General features: G+C 63.4%; 11 protein-coding genes and 1 pseudogene. 7 read left to right on the top strand and 5 right to left on the bottom strand.

The annotated features are described in order from the left end of the window. Nucleotides 1-54 precede the first annotated feature (54 nt). Complete coding sequence (rhaI, locus tag NLY44_RS27050) at nucleotides 55-1,347, bottom strand: L-rhamnose catabolism isomerase (protein WP_023751966.1); 1,293 nt, start codon at nucleotides 1,345-1,347, stop codon at nucleotides 55-57. Between the two features lie 107 nt (nucleotides 1,348-1,454). Continuing rightward, the gene (locus NLY44_RS27045) at nucleotides 1,455-3,557 is read right to left on the bottom strand and encodes a bifunctional rhamnulose-1-phosphate aldolase/short-chain dehydrogenase (RefSeq protein ID WP_023806881.1); all 2,103 of its coding nucleotides are present in this window, start codon (nucleotides 3,555-3,557) and stop codon (nucleotides 1,455-1,457) included. 183 nt (nucleotides 3,558-3,740) lie between these two features. On the opposite strand from NLY44_RS27045, the gene NLY44_RS27040 reads away from it, so the two are divergent. The 7 genes from NLY44_RS27040 (at nucleotide 3,741) to NLY44_RS27010 (ending at nucleotide 10,870) form a co-directional block, all read left to right on the top strand. After that, entirely contained in the window at nucleotides 3,741-4,544 is an 804-nt protein-coding gene (locus NLY44_RS27040) for a DeoR/GlpR family DNA-binding transcription regulator (RefSeq protein ID WP_023669662.1), read from the top strand. A gap of 48 nt (nucleotides 4,545-4,592) precedes the next feature. Continuing rightward, a complete protein-coding gene (gene rhaS, locus NLY44_RS27035) occupies nucleotides 4,593-5,588 on the top strand; it encodes a rhamnose ABC transporter substrate-binding protein (protein WP_023669661.1) in 996 nt (331 codons plus the stop codon). An 84-nt stretch (nucleotides 5,589-5,672) separates the two neighbouring features. Beyond that, nucleotides 5,673-7,214: a sugar ABC transporter ATP-binding protein gene (locus NLY44_RS27030; RefSeq protein ID WP_023708171.1), complete on the top strand. Its 1,542-nt coding sequence runs from the start codon at nucleotides 5,673-5,675 to the stop codon at nucleotides 7,212-7,214. Then, nucleotides 7,211-8,188: an ABC transporter permease gene (locus NLY44_RS27025; protein ID WP_023699531.1), complete on the top strand. Its 978-nt coding sequence runs from the start codon at nucleotides 7,211-7,213 to the stop codon at nucleotides 8,186-8,188. Before NLY44_RS27030 ends, NLY44_RS27025 begins: the two co-directional genes overlap by 4 nt. Continuing rightward, nucleotides 8,185-9,180 carry an ABC transporter permease gene (locus NLY44_RS27020; protein ID WP_023699530.1) on the top strand — a complete coding sequence of 332 codons (996 nt, stop codon included), beginning with the start codon at nucleotides 8,185-8,187 and terminating at the stop codon, nucleotides 9,178-9,180. The genes NLY44_RS27025 and NLY44_RS27020 overlap by 4 nt, the downstream gene beginning before the upstream one ends. Beyond that, entirely contained in the window at nucleotides 9,180-9,497 is a 318-nt protein-coding gene (gene rhaM / locus NLY44_RS27015; RefSeq protein ID WP_023681927.1) for an L-rhamnose mutarotase, read from the top strand. The genes NLY44_RS27020 and rhaM overlap by 1 nt, the downstream gene beginning before the upstream one ends. Further along, on the top strand, nucleotides 9,494-10,870 hold the full coding sequence (locus tag NLY44_RS27010; protein WP_023740724.1) for an FGGY-family carbohydrate kinase: 1,377 nt from the start codon (nucleotides 9,494-9,496) through the stop codon (nucleotides 10,868-10,870). The genes rhaM and NLY44_RS27010 overlap by 4 nt, the downstream gene beginning before the upstream one ends. Here the strand turns inward: NLY44_RS27010 and NLY44_RS27005 are convergent, their stop codons facing one another. From NLY44_RS27005 to galE, 3 genes and pseudogenes are all read right to left on the bottom strand, one after another. Continuing rightward, nucleotides 10,871-12,697, bottom strand: a complete 1,827-nt coding sequence (locus NLY44_RS27005; protein WP_023806882.1) for an alanine racemase — start codon at nucleotides 12,695-12,697, stop codon at nucleotides 10,871-10,873. Between the two features lie 3 nt (nucleotides 12,698-12,700). Further along, a pseudogene (locus NLY44_RS27000) lies at nucleotides 12,701-13,950 on the bottom strand (D-amino acid dehydrogenase). A 97-nt stretch (nucleotides 13,951-14,047) separates the two neighbouring features. Further along, the gene (gene galE, locus NLY44_RS26995; RefSeq protein WP_023669652.1) at nucleotides 14,048-15,043 is read right to left on the bottom strand and encodes a UDP-glucose 4-epimerase GalE; all 996 of its coding nucleotides are present in this window, start codon (nucleotides 15,041-15,043) and stop codon (nucleotides 14,048-14,050) included. Nucleotides 15,044-15,182 lie beyond the last annotated feature (139 nt).

The following is a 15,182-nucleotide window of genomic DNA, read 5'->3' as shown; positions in this document are numbered from 1 at the left end:
CGCCTGCCGGCAGAGGCAAGCTGATCTCCCCCCTGTGGTGGAGATTAGCCAATCTCAAACAATCCCGCCTGAACCGCCCACAACCGCCGGCCGTTCCGCCGCGACCTTCGCCCGGTAGCCCGCCGCGCGATATGCGGCGACTGGATCGATGGCGCCGCCTGTGTTCAGCCGCGCCATGGCAAGGATCGGCTCGACATCGGTGCGGTAGGCAGCTTTCAGCGTCTGCGTCGCCATCAGCGCATCATTGCCGTCTTGGAAACCCTCGAGCGCCTTGCGGTCGACCAGCAGCGCCTGCGCATAGGCGCGCTGCACCTCGACCGCCGACAGCATCAGGCTTTCGATCGGATCGGTGACGTTGTGGCTCTGGTCGAGCATGTGGGCGGGATCGAAACCCTCGGCGCCGGACAGCTCGGCATCGACCAGTTCGTTGAAGACCAGGAACAGCCGATAGGGATCGATCGAGCCGGCATCGAGATCGTCGTCGCCATATTTGGAATCGTTGAAGTGGAAGCCGCCGAGTTTCTTGAACTGGATCAGCCGCGACACGATCATCTCGATGTTGACGTTGGGCGCATGGTGGCCGAGGTCGACCAGGCAGTAGGCCTTGTCGCCCAGCTCCTTGGATATGAGGTAGTTGGTGCCCCAGTCCTGCACGACCGTGGAGTAGAAAGCCGGCTCGTACATTTTGTGTTCGGTGAACAGTTTCCAGTCGGCGGGCAGTCCGGCATAGATCTCCTTCATCGCGTCGAGATAGCGCTCGAAGGCTTTGGCGAAATTGACCTGGCCGGGGAAATTCGAGCCGTCGCCGATCCACACTGTTAGCGCCCTGGACCCCAGCGTCTTGCCGATCTCGATGCATTCCAGATTGTGCTCGACCGCCTGGCGGCGCGTGCCGGCATCGGCATGCGACAGCGACCCGAACTTGTAGGACAGTTTTTGGTCCCTGGCATCCGAGAAGGTGTTGGAATTCATGGCGTCGAAGCCGAGGCCGAAGCGCGAGGCCGCCTGCTTCAGCCGGTTCGGATCGGCCTTGTCCCACGGTATATGCAGCGAGACGGTCGGCGTCGCCTGTGTCAGTTGGCTGATGACGGCGCAGTCCTCGATCTTGTCGAAAATGTCGCGCGGCTCGCCGGCGCCGGGAAAGCGGGCAAACCGCGTGCCGCCTGTGCCGACGCCCCAGGACGGAATGGCGACGGCGAATTTCTCGATCTTGTCGCGGATGGCATCGATGGCGATGCCGCGGCGGTCGAGGCGTTCGCCGAGCGACGCGTAGTCGCGCTCGAGGTCGGGTTTGCGCTGGGCGTTGTGGCTGGAGACGAGATCGGCGGCGATGATGGTTTCGGACAAGTGCTATTCCTCCCAATGCGTTCAGTCAGCGCTGCCCTTCATCCGGCCCTTCGGGCCACCTTCTCCCCGTATAGTGACGGGGAGAAGAGAAGCGCTCCGCTCTTAACTCAGCGCGTAAAGCTCTGCGCGTTGCCGGCGTCGACGTTGATGATGTTGCCGGTGGATTTGGCCGACATGTCGGAGGCGAAGAAATAAATCGCTTCGGCAATGTCTTCCGGAAACACCGAGCGCTTCAGCATCGAGCGCGAGCGGTAGTGTTCTTCCAGATCGTCGGTCGACATCTTGTAGGCGGCGGCGCGCTGTTCCTTCCACTCGCCGGTCCAGATTTTCGAGCCGCGCAGCACGGCGTCCGGATTGACGACATTGACCCGGATCTGGGCTTCGGCGCCTTCCAGCGCCAGGCAGCGAGCGAGATGGATTTCGGCGGCCTTGGCGGTGCAATAGGCGGCGGCGTTGGGCGACGCCGCAAGACCGTTCTTGGAGGCGACGAAGACGACATTGCCGCCGATCTTCTGGGCGCGGAACAGCCGGAAGGCTTCGCGCGAGACCAGGAAATAGCCGGTCGACAATATGTCCAAGTTCTTGTTCCACAGCGCCAGCGTCGTCTCCTCGATCGGCGCCGAGGAGGCGAGGCCTGCGTTGGAGACGAGAATATCAATGCCGCCGAACTCGACGGCTGTCTGGGCGAAGCCGGAAATCACCTGCTCCTCCGCGGTGACGTCGATCAGCACCGGCCGGACGAAGTCCTTGCCATAGGCTTTCGCCAGTTCGTCATTGGCGCTGGCAAGTGCGGCCTCGTCGATATCGGCCAGCACGACGCAGGCGCCTTCGCGCAGCAGTCGGCTGGCGGTGGCGCGGCCGATGCCGCCGGCGCCGCCGGTGACCAGCGCGATCTGGCCCGCGAGCGACTTCGGCTTCGGCATGCGCTGCAGCTTCAGATCCTCGAGCAGCCAGTATTCGATGTCGAAGGCCTCCTGCGCCGGCAGGCCGACATAGGACGAGACGGTCGAGGCGCCGCGCATGACGTTGATGGCGTTGACGTAGAATTCGCCAGAGATGCGGGCGGTGGCCTTGTCGCCGGCGAAGGTGAACATGCCGACGCCGGGCATCAGGTAGACCACGGCGTTGGGGTCACGGATCGGGGGCGAGTCCGGATGCTTGCAGCTGTCGTAATAGGCCTGGTAGCCGACACGGTACTCAGCAATATCGTCGGCGAGGCGCGCAATCACGGCTTCGACGTCGGGCTTCGCTGGGTCGAACTCGATAACCAGCGGGCGGATTTTTGTGCGCAGGAAATGATCCGGGCATGAGGTACCGAGTGCCGCCAGCGGGCGCAAATCCCTGGAGTTGACGAATTCGAGCACAGCGGCGGAATCGTCGAAATGGCCGAGCTTGTGGCTCTTCTCCGAAATCAGGCCGCGGATCCTCGGCATCAGTCTCGCCGCGATGGCGCGGCGCTCAGCGGCGTCTAGCGATTTGACGACTTCGCCGCCGAAGATGGCGAGACCCTCGGAGCGGCGCTCGAACCATTCGATCGCCTGGTTGATGACCGAGATCGTCGTCTCATAGCACTCCTTGGGTGTGTCGCCCCAGGTGAACAAGCCGTGGCTTTCGAGGATGACGCCCTTGGCCTCGGGGTGTTCGACGCAGAATTTCTCCAGCCAGAGGCCAAGTTCGAAGCCCGGCCGCTTCCACGGCAGCCAGCCGATGGCGTCACCGAATATCTCCTTGGTCAACGCCTTGGAATCCTTGGCCGCGGCAATCGCGATAATGGCATCGGGATGCATGTGATCGACGAACGGCTTCGGCACATAGGCGTGCAGCGGCGTGTCGATCGAGGCCGCGCGCGGGTTGAGATTGAAGGTGCAGTGGGGAAGATAGCCCACCATGTCGTCCTCATGCGCGACGCCGCGATAAAGGCCTTTCAGCGCCTGCAGTTTGTCCATGTAAAGCGTGGCGAAACCGTCCAGCTTGATCGAGGCGCTGTCGCCGCCCGAGCCCTTGACCCATAGCACTTCGACTTCGGCGCCAGAGAGCGGGTCCTTCTGCCGGATCTTGGACGAGGTGTTGCCGCCGCCATAATTGGTGACACGCTTGTCGGAGCCGAGCGTGTTGGAGCGATAGACCAGAAGCTCAGGCTCGCTCAGCCCCTTGGCTTTAGCATCGTCCCAAAGGTTGGCAAGGCGCGAGCCGGAGCGCTTGTCGAGCATGATTATCCTCCCTGGGACGCAAAAGGCGCGGTCCATTTTGCCGGAAATGTCTACGCAAGCATCTCGGTTGTCAATCATAAACGATCAAGATCGATCATATTGCACTGCACAATGAAATTATATGAGCGGAAATGATTGACACTGGTGGTTTTCTAGTGCCTCATGACCATGCAGGGAGGAACCATGCACGAAAAAGAGCGCCACAGGATCATTCTGTCCGCCGTCCAGGAAAAGCCTGTGGTGACGGTGCAGGAGATGGTCGACCTGACGGACTCCTCCGAGGCGACGATCCGGCGCGATATCGCGGCTCTTCATGTGCAAAAGCGCCTGCGTCGCGTGCGTGGCGGCGCCGAGGCGATCTCGCCACCGCAGTTCATCGGCCTCGCCGGCCGGCCCTTTTCCGTCAACGAAACGCTTAACGCTTCGCAGAAGCGCGCGATTGCGCGCGAAGCGGTGGAGCTGTGCAAGGACGGCGAACCGATCATCATCAATGGCGGCACCACCACCTTCCAGATGGTGCATTTCCTGACCGGACGCCGCATGCCGATCTTCACCAATTCGTTCCCCATCGCCGAGCACCTGCTCAAGCATTCGAAGAACACCGTCATGCTGTCGGGCGGCACCATCTACCGCGAGCAGAACATCATCCTCTCGCCCTTCGACAATGACGTGACGCGTAATTTCTACGCGCGCCGCATGTTCATGGGCGCTCAAGGGCTCGGGCCGCTTGGCCTGATGGAAGGCGACCCGCTGCTGATCCAGGCGGAGCAGAAACTGATCGACCAGGCCGACGAACTGGTGGTGCTGGTCGACTCATCGAAATTCCGCCAGCGCTCGAGCCTGATCCTGTGCGGGCTCAAGCGCATCGCCACCGTCATCACCGATGACGGCATCGAGGATCGCGAAGCCAACATGCTGGAGGCCGCGGGTGTGACGCTGATCGTCGCCCGCAAGTCGGCAAAGGAAGAATCCTCGCTGCAGGCCTGAGGCCAACCGCAGCGACGATGGAATGCAACGCTCAAGGGAGGAAATACGATGAGCTTTCTGAAGAAATTGATGGTGACGGCCGCGTTCTCGGCCGCCATGTTCGTGAATGCCGCCTATGCCGAGAACGTCAAGATCGCGCTGGTGGTGAAGTCGCTCGGCAACGGCTTCTTCGACGCCGCCAACAAGGGCGCCGAAGAGGCGGCCAAGGAACTCGGCGATGTCGACATCATCTACACCGGCCCGACCAAGGCGACCGCCGAAGCGCAGATCGAAGTGGTCAATTCGCTGATCGCGCAGAAGGTCAACGCCATTGCGATTTCGGCCAATGACGCCGACGCGCTGGTGCCGGTGCTGAAGAAGGCCATGGAGCGCGGCATCACCGTCATCTCGTGGGATTCGGGCGTCGCCAAGGAAGGCCGCCAGCTGCATCTCAACCCGTCCGACACCGGCCTGATCGGCGAGACCATCATCAAGCTGGCCGCCGACTATCTGCCGGAAGGCGGCGAAGTCGCCATTCTGTCGGCTTCGTCGACCGCGACCAACCAGAACGCCTGGATCGACGCGGCCAAGAAGATCCTGCCGGAGAAATTCCCCAAGATCAAACTCGTCGCCACCGTCTACGGCGATGACGATTCGGCCAAGAGCACCGACGAAGCCAAGGGCCTGCTGAAATCCTATCCGAACCTCAAGGCGATCATCGCGCCGACCACCGTCGGCGTCGTTGCCGCTGCCCAGGTCGTCACCGACGCGAACCTGATCGGCAAGGTCAATGTCACGGGTCTGGCGCTGCCGTCGGAGTTCAAGAAGTTCATCGACAACGGTTCCAGCCAGGCGGTTGCCCTCTGGAATCCGATCGACCTCGGCTATTCCGCCGTCTACCTCGCTCATGATCTGGCGGTGAAGAAGGAAGAGGCAAAGCCGGGCGCAACGCTGTCGATCGGCCGCGTCGGCAAGGTCACGCTCGATGACAGCAACTCGGCTGCGATGGCTCCGCCCTTCCAGTTCGACAAGTCCAACATCGAAAAGTTCTCCAAGATCTATTGATCTCGGACGTCTCGGACCAAGCGCGGCGGGACCAAAATCCCGCCGCGACTTTAAACGGACCTTGTTTCAGGGCTTGATACGGATATGGACACGACAGCCCAGCACGGCATTGCGAAGGAGGAGCCCACGGGTCCTGCCCCGCGCCTGACGCTGTCCGGCGTCTCCAAAAGCTTTCCCGGCGTGCGCGCGCTGCACAATGTCAGCCTGTCGCTTTACCCCGGCCAGGTTACGGCGCTGATCGGTGAAAACGGTGCCGGCAAGTCGACGCTGGTCAAGATCATGACCGGCATCTACCAGCCCGACGCCGGCACGATCAGCATTGACGGCCAGGCCGTCACCCTGCCCAGCGCGCATGCCGCCTTCGGCCACGGCGTCACCGCCATTCATCAGGAAACCGTGCTGTTCGACGATCTGAGCGTCGCCGAAAACATTTTTCTCGGCCATGCGCCGCGCACGCGGCTAGGCACCATCGACTGGCGCACCATGCGAAAACACGCGCGCGAAGTGCTCGACACCATGCATGCCGGCCATATCAACGCCGATGCGCGGCTGAAAGACCTCGGCATCGCCAACAAGCATCTGGTAGCGGTTGCTCGCGCGATGTCGATCGATGCGCAGATCGTCATCATGGATGAGCCGACCGCAGCCCTTTCGATGAAGGAGATCGAGGAGCTTTTCCTGCTGATCGAATTCCTCAAGGAGGAAGGCAAGGCGATCCTGTTCATCAGCCACAAGTTCGACGAGATCTATCGGATCGCCGATCGCTACACCGTGTTCCGCGACGGCGAGATGGTTGGCGAGGGCCTTATCAAGGATACCGGCCAGAGCCAGATCGTGCGCATGATGGTCGGCCGCTCGGTCGATCACATCTTTCCGCAACGCAAGGCCGAGATCGGCGCGCCGGTGCTGTCGGTCGCTGGCCTTTCGCACCCGACCGAATTCAACGACATCGGCTTCGAACTGCACAAGGGCGAGATCCTCGGTTTCTACGGCCTTGTCGGCGCCGGGCGGTCAGAGGTGATGCAGGCGATATCGGGCATCACCCGCATATCGGGTGGAACGATCACGCTGGAAGGCAAGACGATCACGCCGAAATCGGCGGCGGATTCCATCGAAGCCGGCATCGTCTATGTGCCGGAAGAGCGCGGCAAGCAGGGCGTGGTGATCGGCCTGCCGATCTTCCAGAATGTCTCGCTGCCTTCGCTGAAGCGCACCTCCAAATCCGGCCTGCTGCGATTGTCGGAAGAATTCGCGCTCGCCCGCTCCTACACCGAGCGGCTTGACCTCAGGGCCTCCTCGCTCAGCCAGGATGTCGGCACGCTGTCGGGCGGCAACCAACAGAAGATCGTCATCGCCAAATGGCTGGCGACGGCGCCCAAGGTGATCATCCTGGATGAGCCGACCAAGGGCATCGACATCGGCTCCAAGGCCGCCGTCCACGGCTTCATGGCCGAGCTCGTCGCGCAGGGCCTGTCGGTGATCATGGTGTCGTCGGAACTGCCGGAGATTCTGGGCATGTCCGACCGCGTCGTCGTCATGCGCGAAGGGCTGGTTGCGGCGGTCTACGATAATAAGGGGCTGGACGCCGAAACGCTGGTCCGGACGGCAGCGGGGATCGCGGCATGAAGGCTCTCCTGAAATTCCGCGAGATCTGGCTGGCAGCGGCGATCGTCGCTTTGATTGCTCTGATCTCGACGCGCTTCCCGGCCTTTGCCGACCCCGGCAATCTCGCCCAGGTGTTCAACGACACCTCGATCCTGATGATCCTGGCGCTGGGACAGATGGTCGTCATCCTGACCCGCTCGATCGACCTGTCGATGGCCTCCAACCTGTGCTTCACCGGCATGGTGGTGGCGATGCTGAACGCCGCGCATCCGGCGATCCCGATCCCGCTGCTGATCGTCATTGCGCTGGCCGTCGGACTGGTGCTCGGCGCCATCAACGGCCTGCTGGTGTGGCGGCTGAACATCCCTTCGATCGTGGTGACATTGGGCACGCTCACCATCTATCGCGGCGCCACCTTCGTCCTGTCCGGCGGCGCATGGGTCAATGCCGACAAGATGAGCCCTGAGTTCATCGGCTTCCAGCGCGCAGCTTTCCTGGGCATTCCGGTTCTGTCCTGGATCGCCATACTGGTCATCGCGCTGTTCTTCGTGGTGATGACGCGAACCGCGCTTGGCCGTTCGATCTATGCCATCGGCGTCAACCCGACGGCGTCGGTCTATGCCGGCATCGATGTCGGCCGAACCAAATTCATCGTCTTCTGCATTTCCGGCATGATCGGCGGGCTCGCCGGTTATCTCTGGATTTCTCGTTATGTCATCGCCTCGGTCGAGGTCGCCAACGGCTATGAACTCAACATCATCGCCGCCTGCGTCATCGGCGGCATTTCGATTGCCGGCGGCATCGGCTCGGTCGGGGGCGCGGTGTTAGGGGCGCTGTTCCTCGGCATCATTTCCAACGCGCTGCCCGTCATCAACATCTCGCCCTTCTGGCAGATGGCGATTTCAGGCAGCGCCATCATCCTGGCCGTCGTGCTCAACGCGCGTGGCGAACGTCAGCAGGGGCGGATTATCCTGAGGAAAGCGGAAGCGGCATGACCGACACCCCCGCCCCGCGCCACATTCCCGACCGGCTCGACAAGCCGCTCTCCTCGGCGATCTTTTCCTGGGAGGCGCTGCTGGTCGTCGTGGCGGTCGCCATCTTCGCCATCAACAGTTTCGCCTCGCCCTATTTCCTCGACGCCTACTCCCTGTCGGATCTGACTTTCAATTTCACCGAGAAAGGCCTGATCGCCTTCGCGATGGCGCTGCTGATCATTTCGGGCGAGATCGACCTGTCGGTCGCCGCCATCATAGCGCTCGCCTCGACCATGATGGGCATGGCTGTGCAGGCCGGCGCCGACACGCCGGTGCTGGTGGCTATCGGCATCGTCGTCGGGCTCGGTTGCGGCGCCTTCAACGGGCTCCTGGTGACAAGGCTCGGCCTGCCCTCCATCGTCGTCACCATCGGCACGATGAGCCTGTTTCGCGGCATCGCCTTCATCATCCTGGGCGATCAGGCCTACAAAGGCTATCCCGAGAGTTTTGCTTTCTTGGGCCAGGGTTACGTCTGGTGGGTGGTGTCGTTCGAACTGGTGCTCTTCCTCCTCGCGGCCGTCGCCTACTGGTTCCTGCTGCATCGCACCAGCTTCGGCCGCCGTGTCTTTGCCATCGGCAACAATCCGGTCGCGGCACAGTTTTCCGGCGTTCGCGTCGGCCGCATCAAATTCATCCTGTTTTGCATGACCGGACTGATGGCGGGCATCGCCTCGGTGCTGATCACCTCGCGGCTCGGCTCGACGCGGCCGTCCATCGCGCAGGGCTACGAGCTTGAGGTCATCACCATGGTGGTGCTGGGCGGCGTCAGCATTCTGGGCGGCTCCGGCAGCATTGTTGGCGTCGTGCTCGCCGCCTTTATCATGGGGCTGGTGACCTTCGGCCTCGGCCTGCTCAACGTGCCCGGCATCGTAATGTCGATCTTCATCGGCCTGCTCTTGATCTTCGTCATCGCGCTGCCGATCGTCTGGCGACAGCTGCGTGGTAACAGCTGATGCCTGAGAAATACGCCTTCAAGATGCAGCTCAAACCCGGCATGAAAGCCGAGTACAAAAAGCGCCACGATGAGATCTGGCCGTCGCTGGTGGCGCTGCTGAGAGAGGCCGGCGTCGCCGATTATTCGATCCATCTCGATGAAGACACCAACATCCTGTTCGGCGTGCTGTGGCGGCGGGACGACCATGGCATGGCCGACCTGCCGAAGCATCCGGTGATGCAGCGCTGGTGGGCGCACATGGCCGACATCATGGAGACCAGGCCGGACAACCAACCGGTGGCCATCCCCCTGGAAACAATGTTCCATATGGCATGAGTGCGCTGCGCCACATCGCCGTCATCGACATCGGCAAGACCAACGCCAAGGTGGCGCTGGTCGATCTCGTCACGCTGAGCGAGGTGGGGTTGCGCCGCATGGCGAACGCGCCGCTGCGACAAGCGCCCTATCCGCATCACGATGTCGAGGCGCTGTGGACGTTTATCCTCAACAGCCTTGCCAGCCTCGACCGCGAACAGCGTATCGACGCGATTTCGATCACCACGCATGGTGCGACCGGCGTGCTGGTCGACGCCGCGGGCGAACTGGTGCTGCCTGTCCTCGACTATGAGTTCGACGGCCCCGACAGGCTGGCTACAGAGTATAGTGCGATCCGTCCGCCCTTCATTGAGACCGGGACGCCGCGCCTGCCGCTCGGCCTCAATCTCGGTGCGCAATTCTTCTGGCTTGAGAAGCGTTTTCCCACCGAATTCGCCAGGGCCGCCGCGATGCTGATGTATCCGCAATACTGGGCGCTGCGCCTGACCGGCGTTGCCGCCAACGAGGTGACCTCGCTCGGCTGCCACACCGATCTGTGGAGCCCTTGGGAGGCGGACTTTTCCTCGATGGTCGACAGGCTGGATTGGCGCAGGCTGATGGCATCGGTGCGGCCGGCCAGGGACCAGCTCGGCCCGATCCTGCCGGCGCTTGCCGCGCGCACCGGGCTCGATCCGCAGACCCCGGTTTTCTGCGGACTGCACGATTCCAACGCCTCCCTATTGCCGCATCTTCTGTCCGACGAGCCGCCCTTCTCGGTCGTCTCGACCGGCACCTGGGTGGTATCGATGGCGGTCGGCGGCAGAGAGATTGCGCTCGATGCTGCGCGCGACACGCTGGTCAATGTCAGCGCGCTTGGCGCTCCCGTCCCCTCGGCGCGGTTCATGGGTGGCCGCGAGTTTTCCCAGCTGACCAAGGACAAGCCGCAGGACTGCAGCGGCAGCGAGGTGCTGGCCGTTCTGACAAAAAAGATGCTGCTTTTGCCTTCTACCCAGCAGGGATCAGGTCCGTTCCCGCACCATGCCGCGGCATGGCTTGGTGCCGAGGGCATCAGCAAAGGCGAGCGGTTCGCCGCCATTTCCTTCTATCTGGCACTGATGACGGCGACCTGCCTCGAGCTGATCGGCGCCGACGGCCCGACCACCGTGGAAGGACCGTTTGCTCGCAACCGGCTCTTTGTCGGCATGCTGGCGGCAGCGACCGCGCGCATCGTCATCGCCTCCGAGGCGGCCACCGGCACCAGCATCGGCGCGGCACTGCTCGCATCCGATCAGCCAGTGACGCACGGCAAGGGCGAAAGAATTGAGCCGCAGACCGACCCGGTCTGGGCGGCCTATGTCACCGCGTGGCGCGCGGCAGTCGACGCGCAAGGCTGATCACAAAATCCGCTTCCCAAAGGCCGACATGACGAAGTTGACGGCGTCGGCGCCGATCCGCGGCTCCAGACCGGCGGTCAGCCCGGAAACATCCATCGACAGCAGACCGCCGGACAGCGAGATCGCCTCCATTGCCTGATGCGTCTCGCGCACCGTCAGCCCGCCCGAGCCCGCAGCCCAGCCGGTAAATTCGGTCGCCGTCGGCGAATAGCTGACGTGAAAGCCCTGCGTGCCCGACGTCGCGATGCGGATCGCCTCATGCATGAGGTCGCGCATGCCCATGGCGTCGATGTCGGTCATGGTGAAGGCCGAGACACGCGAATCCTTGAGCACCCTTGCCTCCGCCGGATCGGCATGGCGCAGGCCCACGATGACGATATTTTCCGGCGACAGCTGCGGCTGCAGCGCGCCGGGCTTGTGATCGAGACCGAGCGCGCGGGCCAGCACCGAGACTTCAGGCATGTCTTCGGCCTCCTCGTCCTCGGGCATCAGGGCGGCGAGGGAATCGATCCAGATCAGGCCGAAGGAATGCGTGGCGCGCGCCGTTGCGGTCAGCGCCTTGTGGGCGATACGGCGATCGGCGCCGGCAGCGAGCCGGATCAAGCCCGAGGGCGGCCGCTCGACGTCGGCGAGTTCGACCACGTCGAAATTCATCGCCTCCAGACGCGCGCCGGTTCCCTCGCGGGCGATAATCCCGCCGGCTTCCGGTTCGGCCGAGATCGACACCATCTTGCGGCCGGAGAAATCCGCGACGTCGTGCATCGGCGCCTTCTCGACATATTCCGAGGTCATCGCCAGAAGCATGGCGCCATAATTCATGCGGAAGGCGACACGGTCGCCGACGGTAGGTCGCGGATCGGCATCCTGCACATCGAGCAGCAGATGGTCGCTGGAAGCGCCGAGCACCCTCACCCCCTTGGCGATCGGCGTCAGCCCTTCGACCAGCACGTCCTCGCGGCCTATATTGGCGATGGCGCGCAGCCGGTCGCCCTCGTCGGCGAAGACCGGCTGGTTGCCGAAGGCGTCGTAGCCGGATGTGCCGATCGGCCGCGAAGGCTTGAGTTTGACCTCGATGATGTCGCTGGTCAGCCGGCAGGCATCGGGTTCGAGTTCGGGCCACGGCACGTCGCGAAAGGTTTCGACACCGCCTTGCAGGATCGCCTCGCCCACGCGCAGATTGTTGATGCCGGGCGGCAGCTTGCCTTCGAGCAGCAGCGTCAGCGATGACGAGGCGCCGCCGGAAATGAAGTCGAGGCTTTTGCCGGACAGGCGCTCGGTTTTGTAGGCATGGGCGACGAGTTGGCCAAGGTTCTCCGGCGTCGGCATTATGGCGCCGAAGCAGCCGAGATTGGTGCCGATGCCGGCGATGCGCACGCCCTTGAATTGTAGGATCTGCTCGACGGTGGGGATCAGGTCGCTTGGCCAGATGCCTTCGCGGAGATCGCCGAGATCGATCATCAGCATGATATCGTGGACGCGGCCCATGCGCTCGGCAATGCGCGATATCTCGCGGATGGTGGTTAGTTCCGACTGCAGGCTGATGTCGACGGTGCGCACGACCTCCTCTACGCGCGCCATGGGCGGGCTGCGCAGCAGCATGACCGGCGCATTGATGCCGCTGTCGCGCAGCCGGCGGATGTTTTCGAAGCGCGATTCCGCGATGCCGGCAACACCGCCGCGCAGCATGGCCCGCGCCACTTGCGGCATGCCGCATGTGCCCTTCGTAACTCCGAACACCTTGATGCCGGACAGCGCGCAGCGCTCGACGATGGTGCGGGCGTTGCGCTCGATGCGGCCAAGGTCGATAGCGACTTGCGGTCCCGACATCGCTCAGCTCCCGTAGACCAGCCCTTGCGGGTCGATCTCCGGCTTGCGGCCGGCGACGAGGTCGGCCAGGAACTTGCCCGAGCCGCAGGCCATGGTCCAGCCGACATGGCCGTGGCCGGTGTCGAGGTAAAGGTTCTTGTATTTCGCCTTGCCGATGACCGGCACCGAGTTGGGCATCATCGGCCGCAGACCTGCCCACAACAGCGCCTTCTTCTCGTCGAAAGCGCCAGGGAAAAGGTCTTTGCCGGTGCTCAGCATAGACTTGAAGTCGCTGGGCTTGAAGCTGCGGTCGAAGCCGGTGAACTCGGCTGTCGAGGACATGCGCAGGCGGTTTCCGAGCCTGGAGTAACCAACCAGCCGGTCCTCGTCGGCGCCGCCCATGGTCGGTCCCTTGCTCTCGTCCTCCAGCGGGATGGTCGCGCTATAGCCTTTAACCGGATAGACGGGCAGGTCGATACCGTAGCGGCGGCCGATCAGGCCGCTCTCGGGCCCATGGCGATGACGACGGCGTCGCCCGTCACCGGGCCGGCCGACGTCATGACCGCACGCACCCAGTCGCCCTCTATGTCGAGCCCCTCGACCGTGGTGTCGAACAGGAATCTGACGCCGAGCTTTTCGGCGGCATAGGCGGCCAGCCCATCGACGAATATCCTGGAATCGCCGGTCTGGTCGATTGGCGAATAAACGCCGCCGGCGATCTTTTCCTTCACTCCGGCGAGCCCGGGCTCAAGTTCGACCAGCCGGTCGCGGCCGACGATCTCGATCGGCAGGCCATGCTTCGCCAGAAACTGGTAGTTGTCGGTGCCGGTGTCGAGACTGTGCTGCGAGCGGAAGAAATAAAGAATGCCCTTCTTGCGCTCGTCATAGTGGATGCCGGTGGCGTCGGAGAGCGCGTTGATGCAGTCGCGCGAATAGAGCGCCAGGCGCAGTTTGACCTGGCTGTTGGCGCGCAGGCGCTCCACCGTGCACTGGCGCAGGAAGCGCAGGCTCCAGGCGAGGAAATAGGGGTCGAAGCGCAGCCTGACCTTGATGCCGAGATCATGGTTCCAGAGAGCGCGCAGGAAGGTCTTCAGCGCCGCCGGCGAGGCCCAGGCGGTGGCGTCGCCCGGCGACACCAGACCGGCATTGGACTGGCTGGTGCCGCGCGCCGGCGCCGGATGGCGCTCGATCACGGTGACCTCATGGCCGTCGGCGGCCAGATAATAGGCGGCCGCGGTACCGACAACGCCGGCTCCAAGCACCGTTATCTTCATGCCACCCCCTCTTCGCGGCACAGCGCCTCCACGCCGCACCGCCATTGCTTCAATAGCGCTTCGCCGCGCGCCTTGCGAGCCCTCGGAAGTGCCCGGCTCAGCCCCGCGCGGAGTTCTTGCCGGTGAGGATACGCTCCCAGGCGAGTGCATCGGCGACGATCTGGTCGAGGTCGTCGCGTTGCGGGGTCCAGCCGAGTTCGGCGCGTGCAAGGTCCGAATTGGCAACCACGGCGGCGGCGTCACCGGGGCGCCGGTCGCCCATCTTGACCTCGAAATCCCGGCCGAAGGCGCGCCGCACGCTGTCGATGACCTCGAGCACCGAATAGCCGTGGCTGTAGCCGCAATTGGCGACGAGGCTGCCGCCGCCGGCGCGCAGCCGCTGCAGCGCCAGCCGGTGCGCCGCAGCCAGGTCGCTGACATGGATATAATCGCGCATGCAGGTGCCGTCCGGCGTCGGATAATCGGTGCCGAACACCTGCATGAAGGGGCGTTTGCCGAGCGCGGTCTCGCAGGCGACCTTGATCAGATGCGTGGCGCCAGGCGTCGACTGCCCCGTCCGGCCCCTGGGATCGGCGCCGGCGACGTTGAAGTAGCGCAGCGCCGTGTACCGCAAGGGATGCGCAAGCGCTGCATCGCGCAGCATCCATTCGCTCATCAGCTTGGACAGGCCGTAGGGCGATTCCGGCGCCAGGCGGGCATCCTCGCGCACCGGCTCCAGGCCGGCGCCGCCATAGACGGCGGCGGTCGAGGAGAAGATGAAATGCGGCACGCCCTCGCGCACGGCGGTTTCGATCAGCGTGCGGGTCTTGGAGGTGTTGTTCTCGTAATAGGCGAGCGGATCGGCAACCGATTCCGGCACCACGATGGAACCGGCGAAGTGGATGATCGCGTCGACCTTGTTATCCCGGATGATCTGGCCGACCAATTCCCTATCGGCGACATCGCCGACGACAAGCTTGGCTTCCGGCGCTACCGCCCATTCGAAGCCCGTGGAAAGGCGGTCGAGAACGACGACGCTCTCGCCGGCATCCAGCAGTTCCCAGACCATGTGGCTGCCGATATAGCCGGCGCCGCCCGTTACCAAAACCGTCATCCGCGTCCTCTTTTACTCATGATTTATCGGAAACTGTCTCAATCACCGACTTACTGGAAAGCCTGCGGCAAGGCCATTAGAAACGCCTGAATGTTAAATCCGTAACAGTCTCACCGGCCTGTGGCATCGTACGGAAACA

Source organism: Mesorhizobium sp. C089B, assembly GCF_030323125.1.
Lineage (GTDB): Bacteria > Pseudomonadota > Alphaproteobacteria > Rhizobiales > Rhizobiaceae > Mesorhizobium.
Note: the sequence above shows the minus strand (reverse complement) of the source record. Positions and strands in the feature narration are given on the sequence as shown.

Coding starts and splice junctions, on each gene's coding strand:
- NLY44_RS27005 (WP_023806882.1), bottom strand. CDS start 12,697: ATGTCGGGACCGCAAGTCGCTATCGACCTTGGCCGCATCGAGCGCAAC.
- NLY44_RS27045 (WP_023806881.1), bottom strand. CDS start 3,557: ATGCTCGACAAGCGCTCCGGCTCGCGCCTTGCCAACCTTTGGGACGAT.
- NLY44_RS27030 (WP_023708171.1), top strand. CDS start 5,673: ATGGACACGACAGCCCAGCACGGCATTGCGAAGGAGGAGCCCACGGGT.
- NLY44_RS27010 (WP_023740724.1), top strand. CDS start 9,494: ATGAGTGCGCTGCGCCACATCGCCGTCATCGACATCGGCAAGACCAAC.
- rhaM (WP_023681927.1), top strand. CDS start 9,180: ATGCCTGAGAAATACGCCTTCAAGATGCAGCTCAAACCCGGCATGAAA.
- NLY44_RS27020 (WP_023699530.1), top strand. CDS start 8,185: ATGACCGACACCCCCGCCCCGCGCCACATTCCCGACCGGCTCGACAAG.
- galE (WP_023669652.1), bottom strand. CDS start 15,043: ATGACGGTTTTGGTAACGGGCGGCGCCGGCTATATCGGCAGCCACATG.
- rhaS (WP_023669661.1), top strand. CDS start 4,593: ATGAGCTTTCTGAAGAAATTGATGGTGACGGCCGCGTTCTCGGCCGCC.
- NLY44_RS27025 (WP_023699531.1), top strand. CDS start 7,211: ATGAAGGCTCTCCTGAAATTCCGCGAGATCTGGCTGGCAGCGGCGATC.
- NLY44_RS27040 (WP_023669662.1), top strand. CDS start 3,741: ATGCACGAAAAAGAGCGCCACAGGATCATTCTGTCCGCCGTCCAGGAA.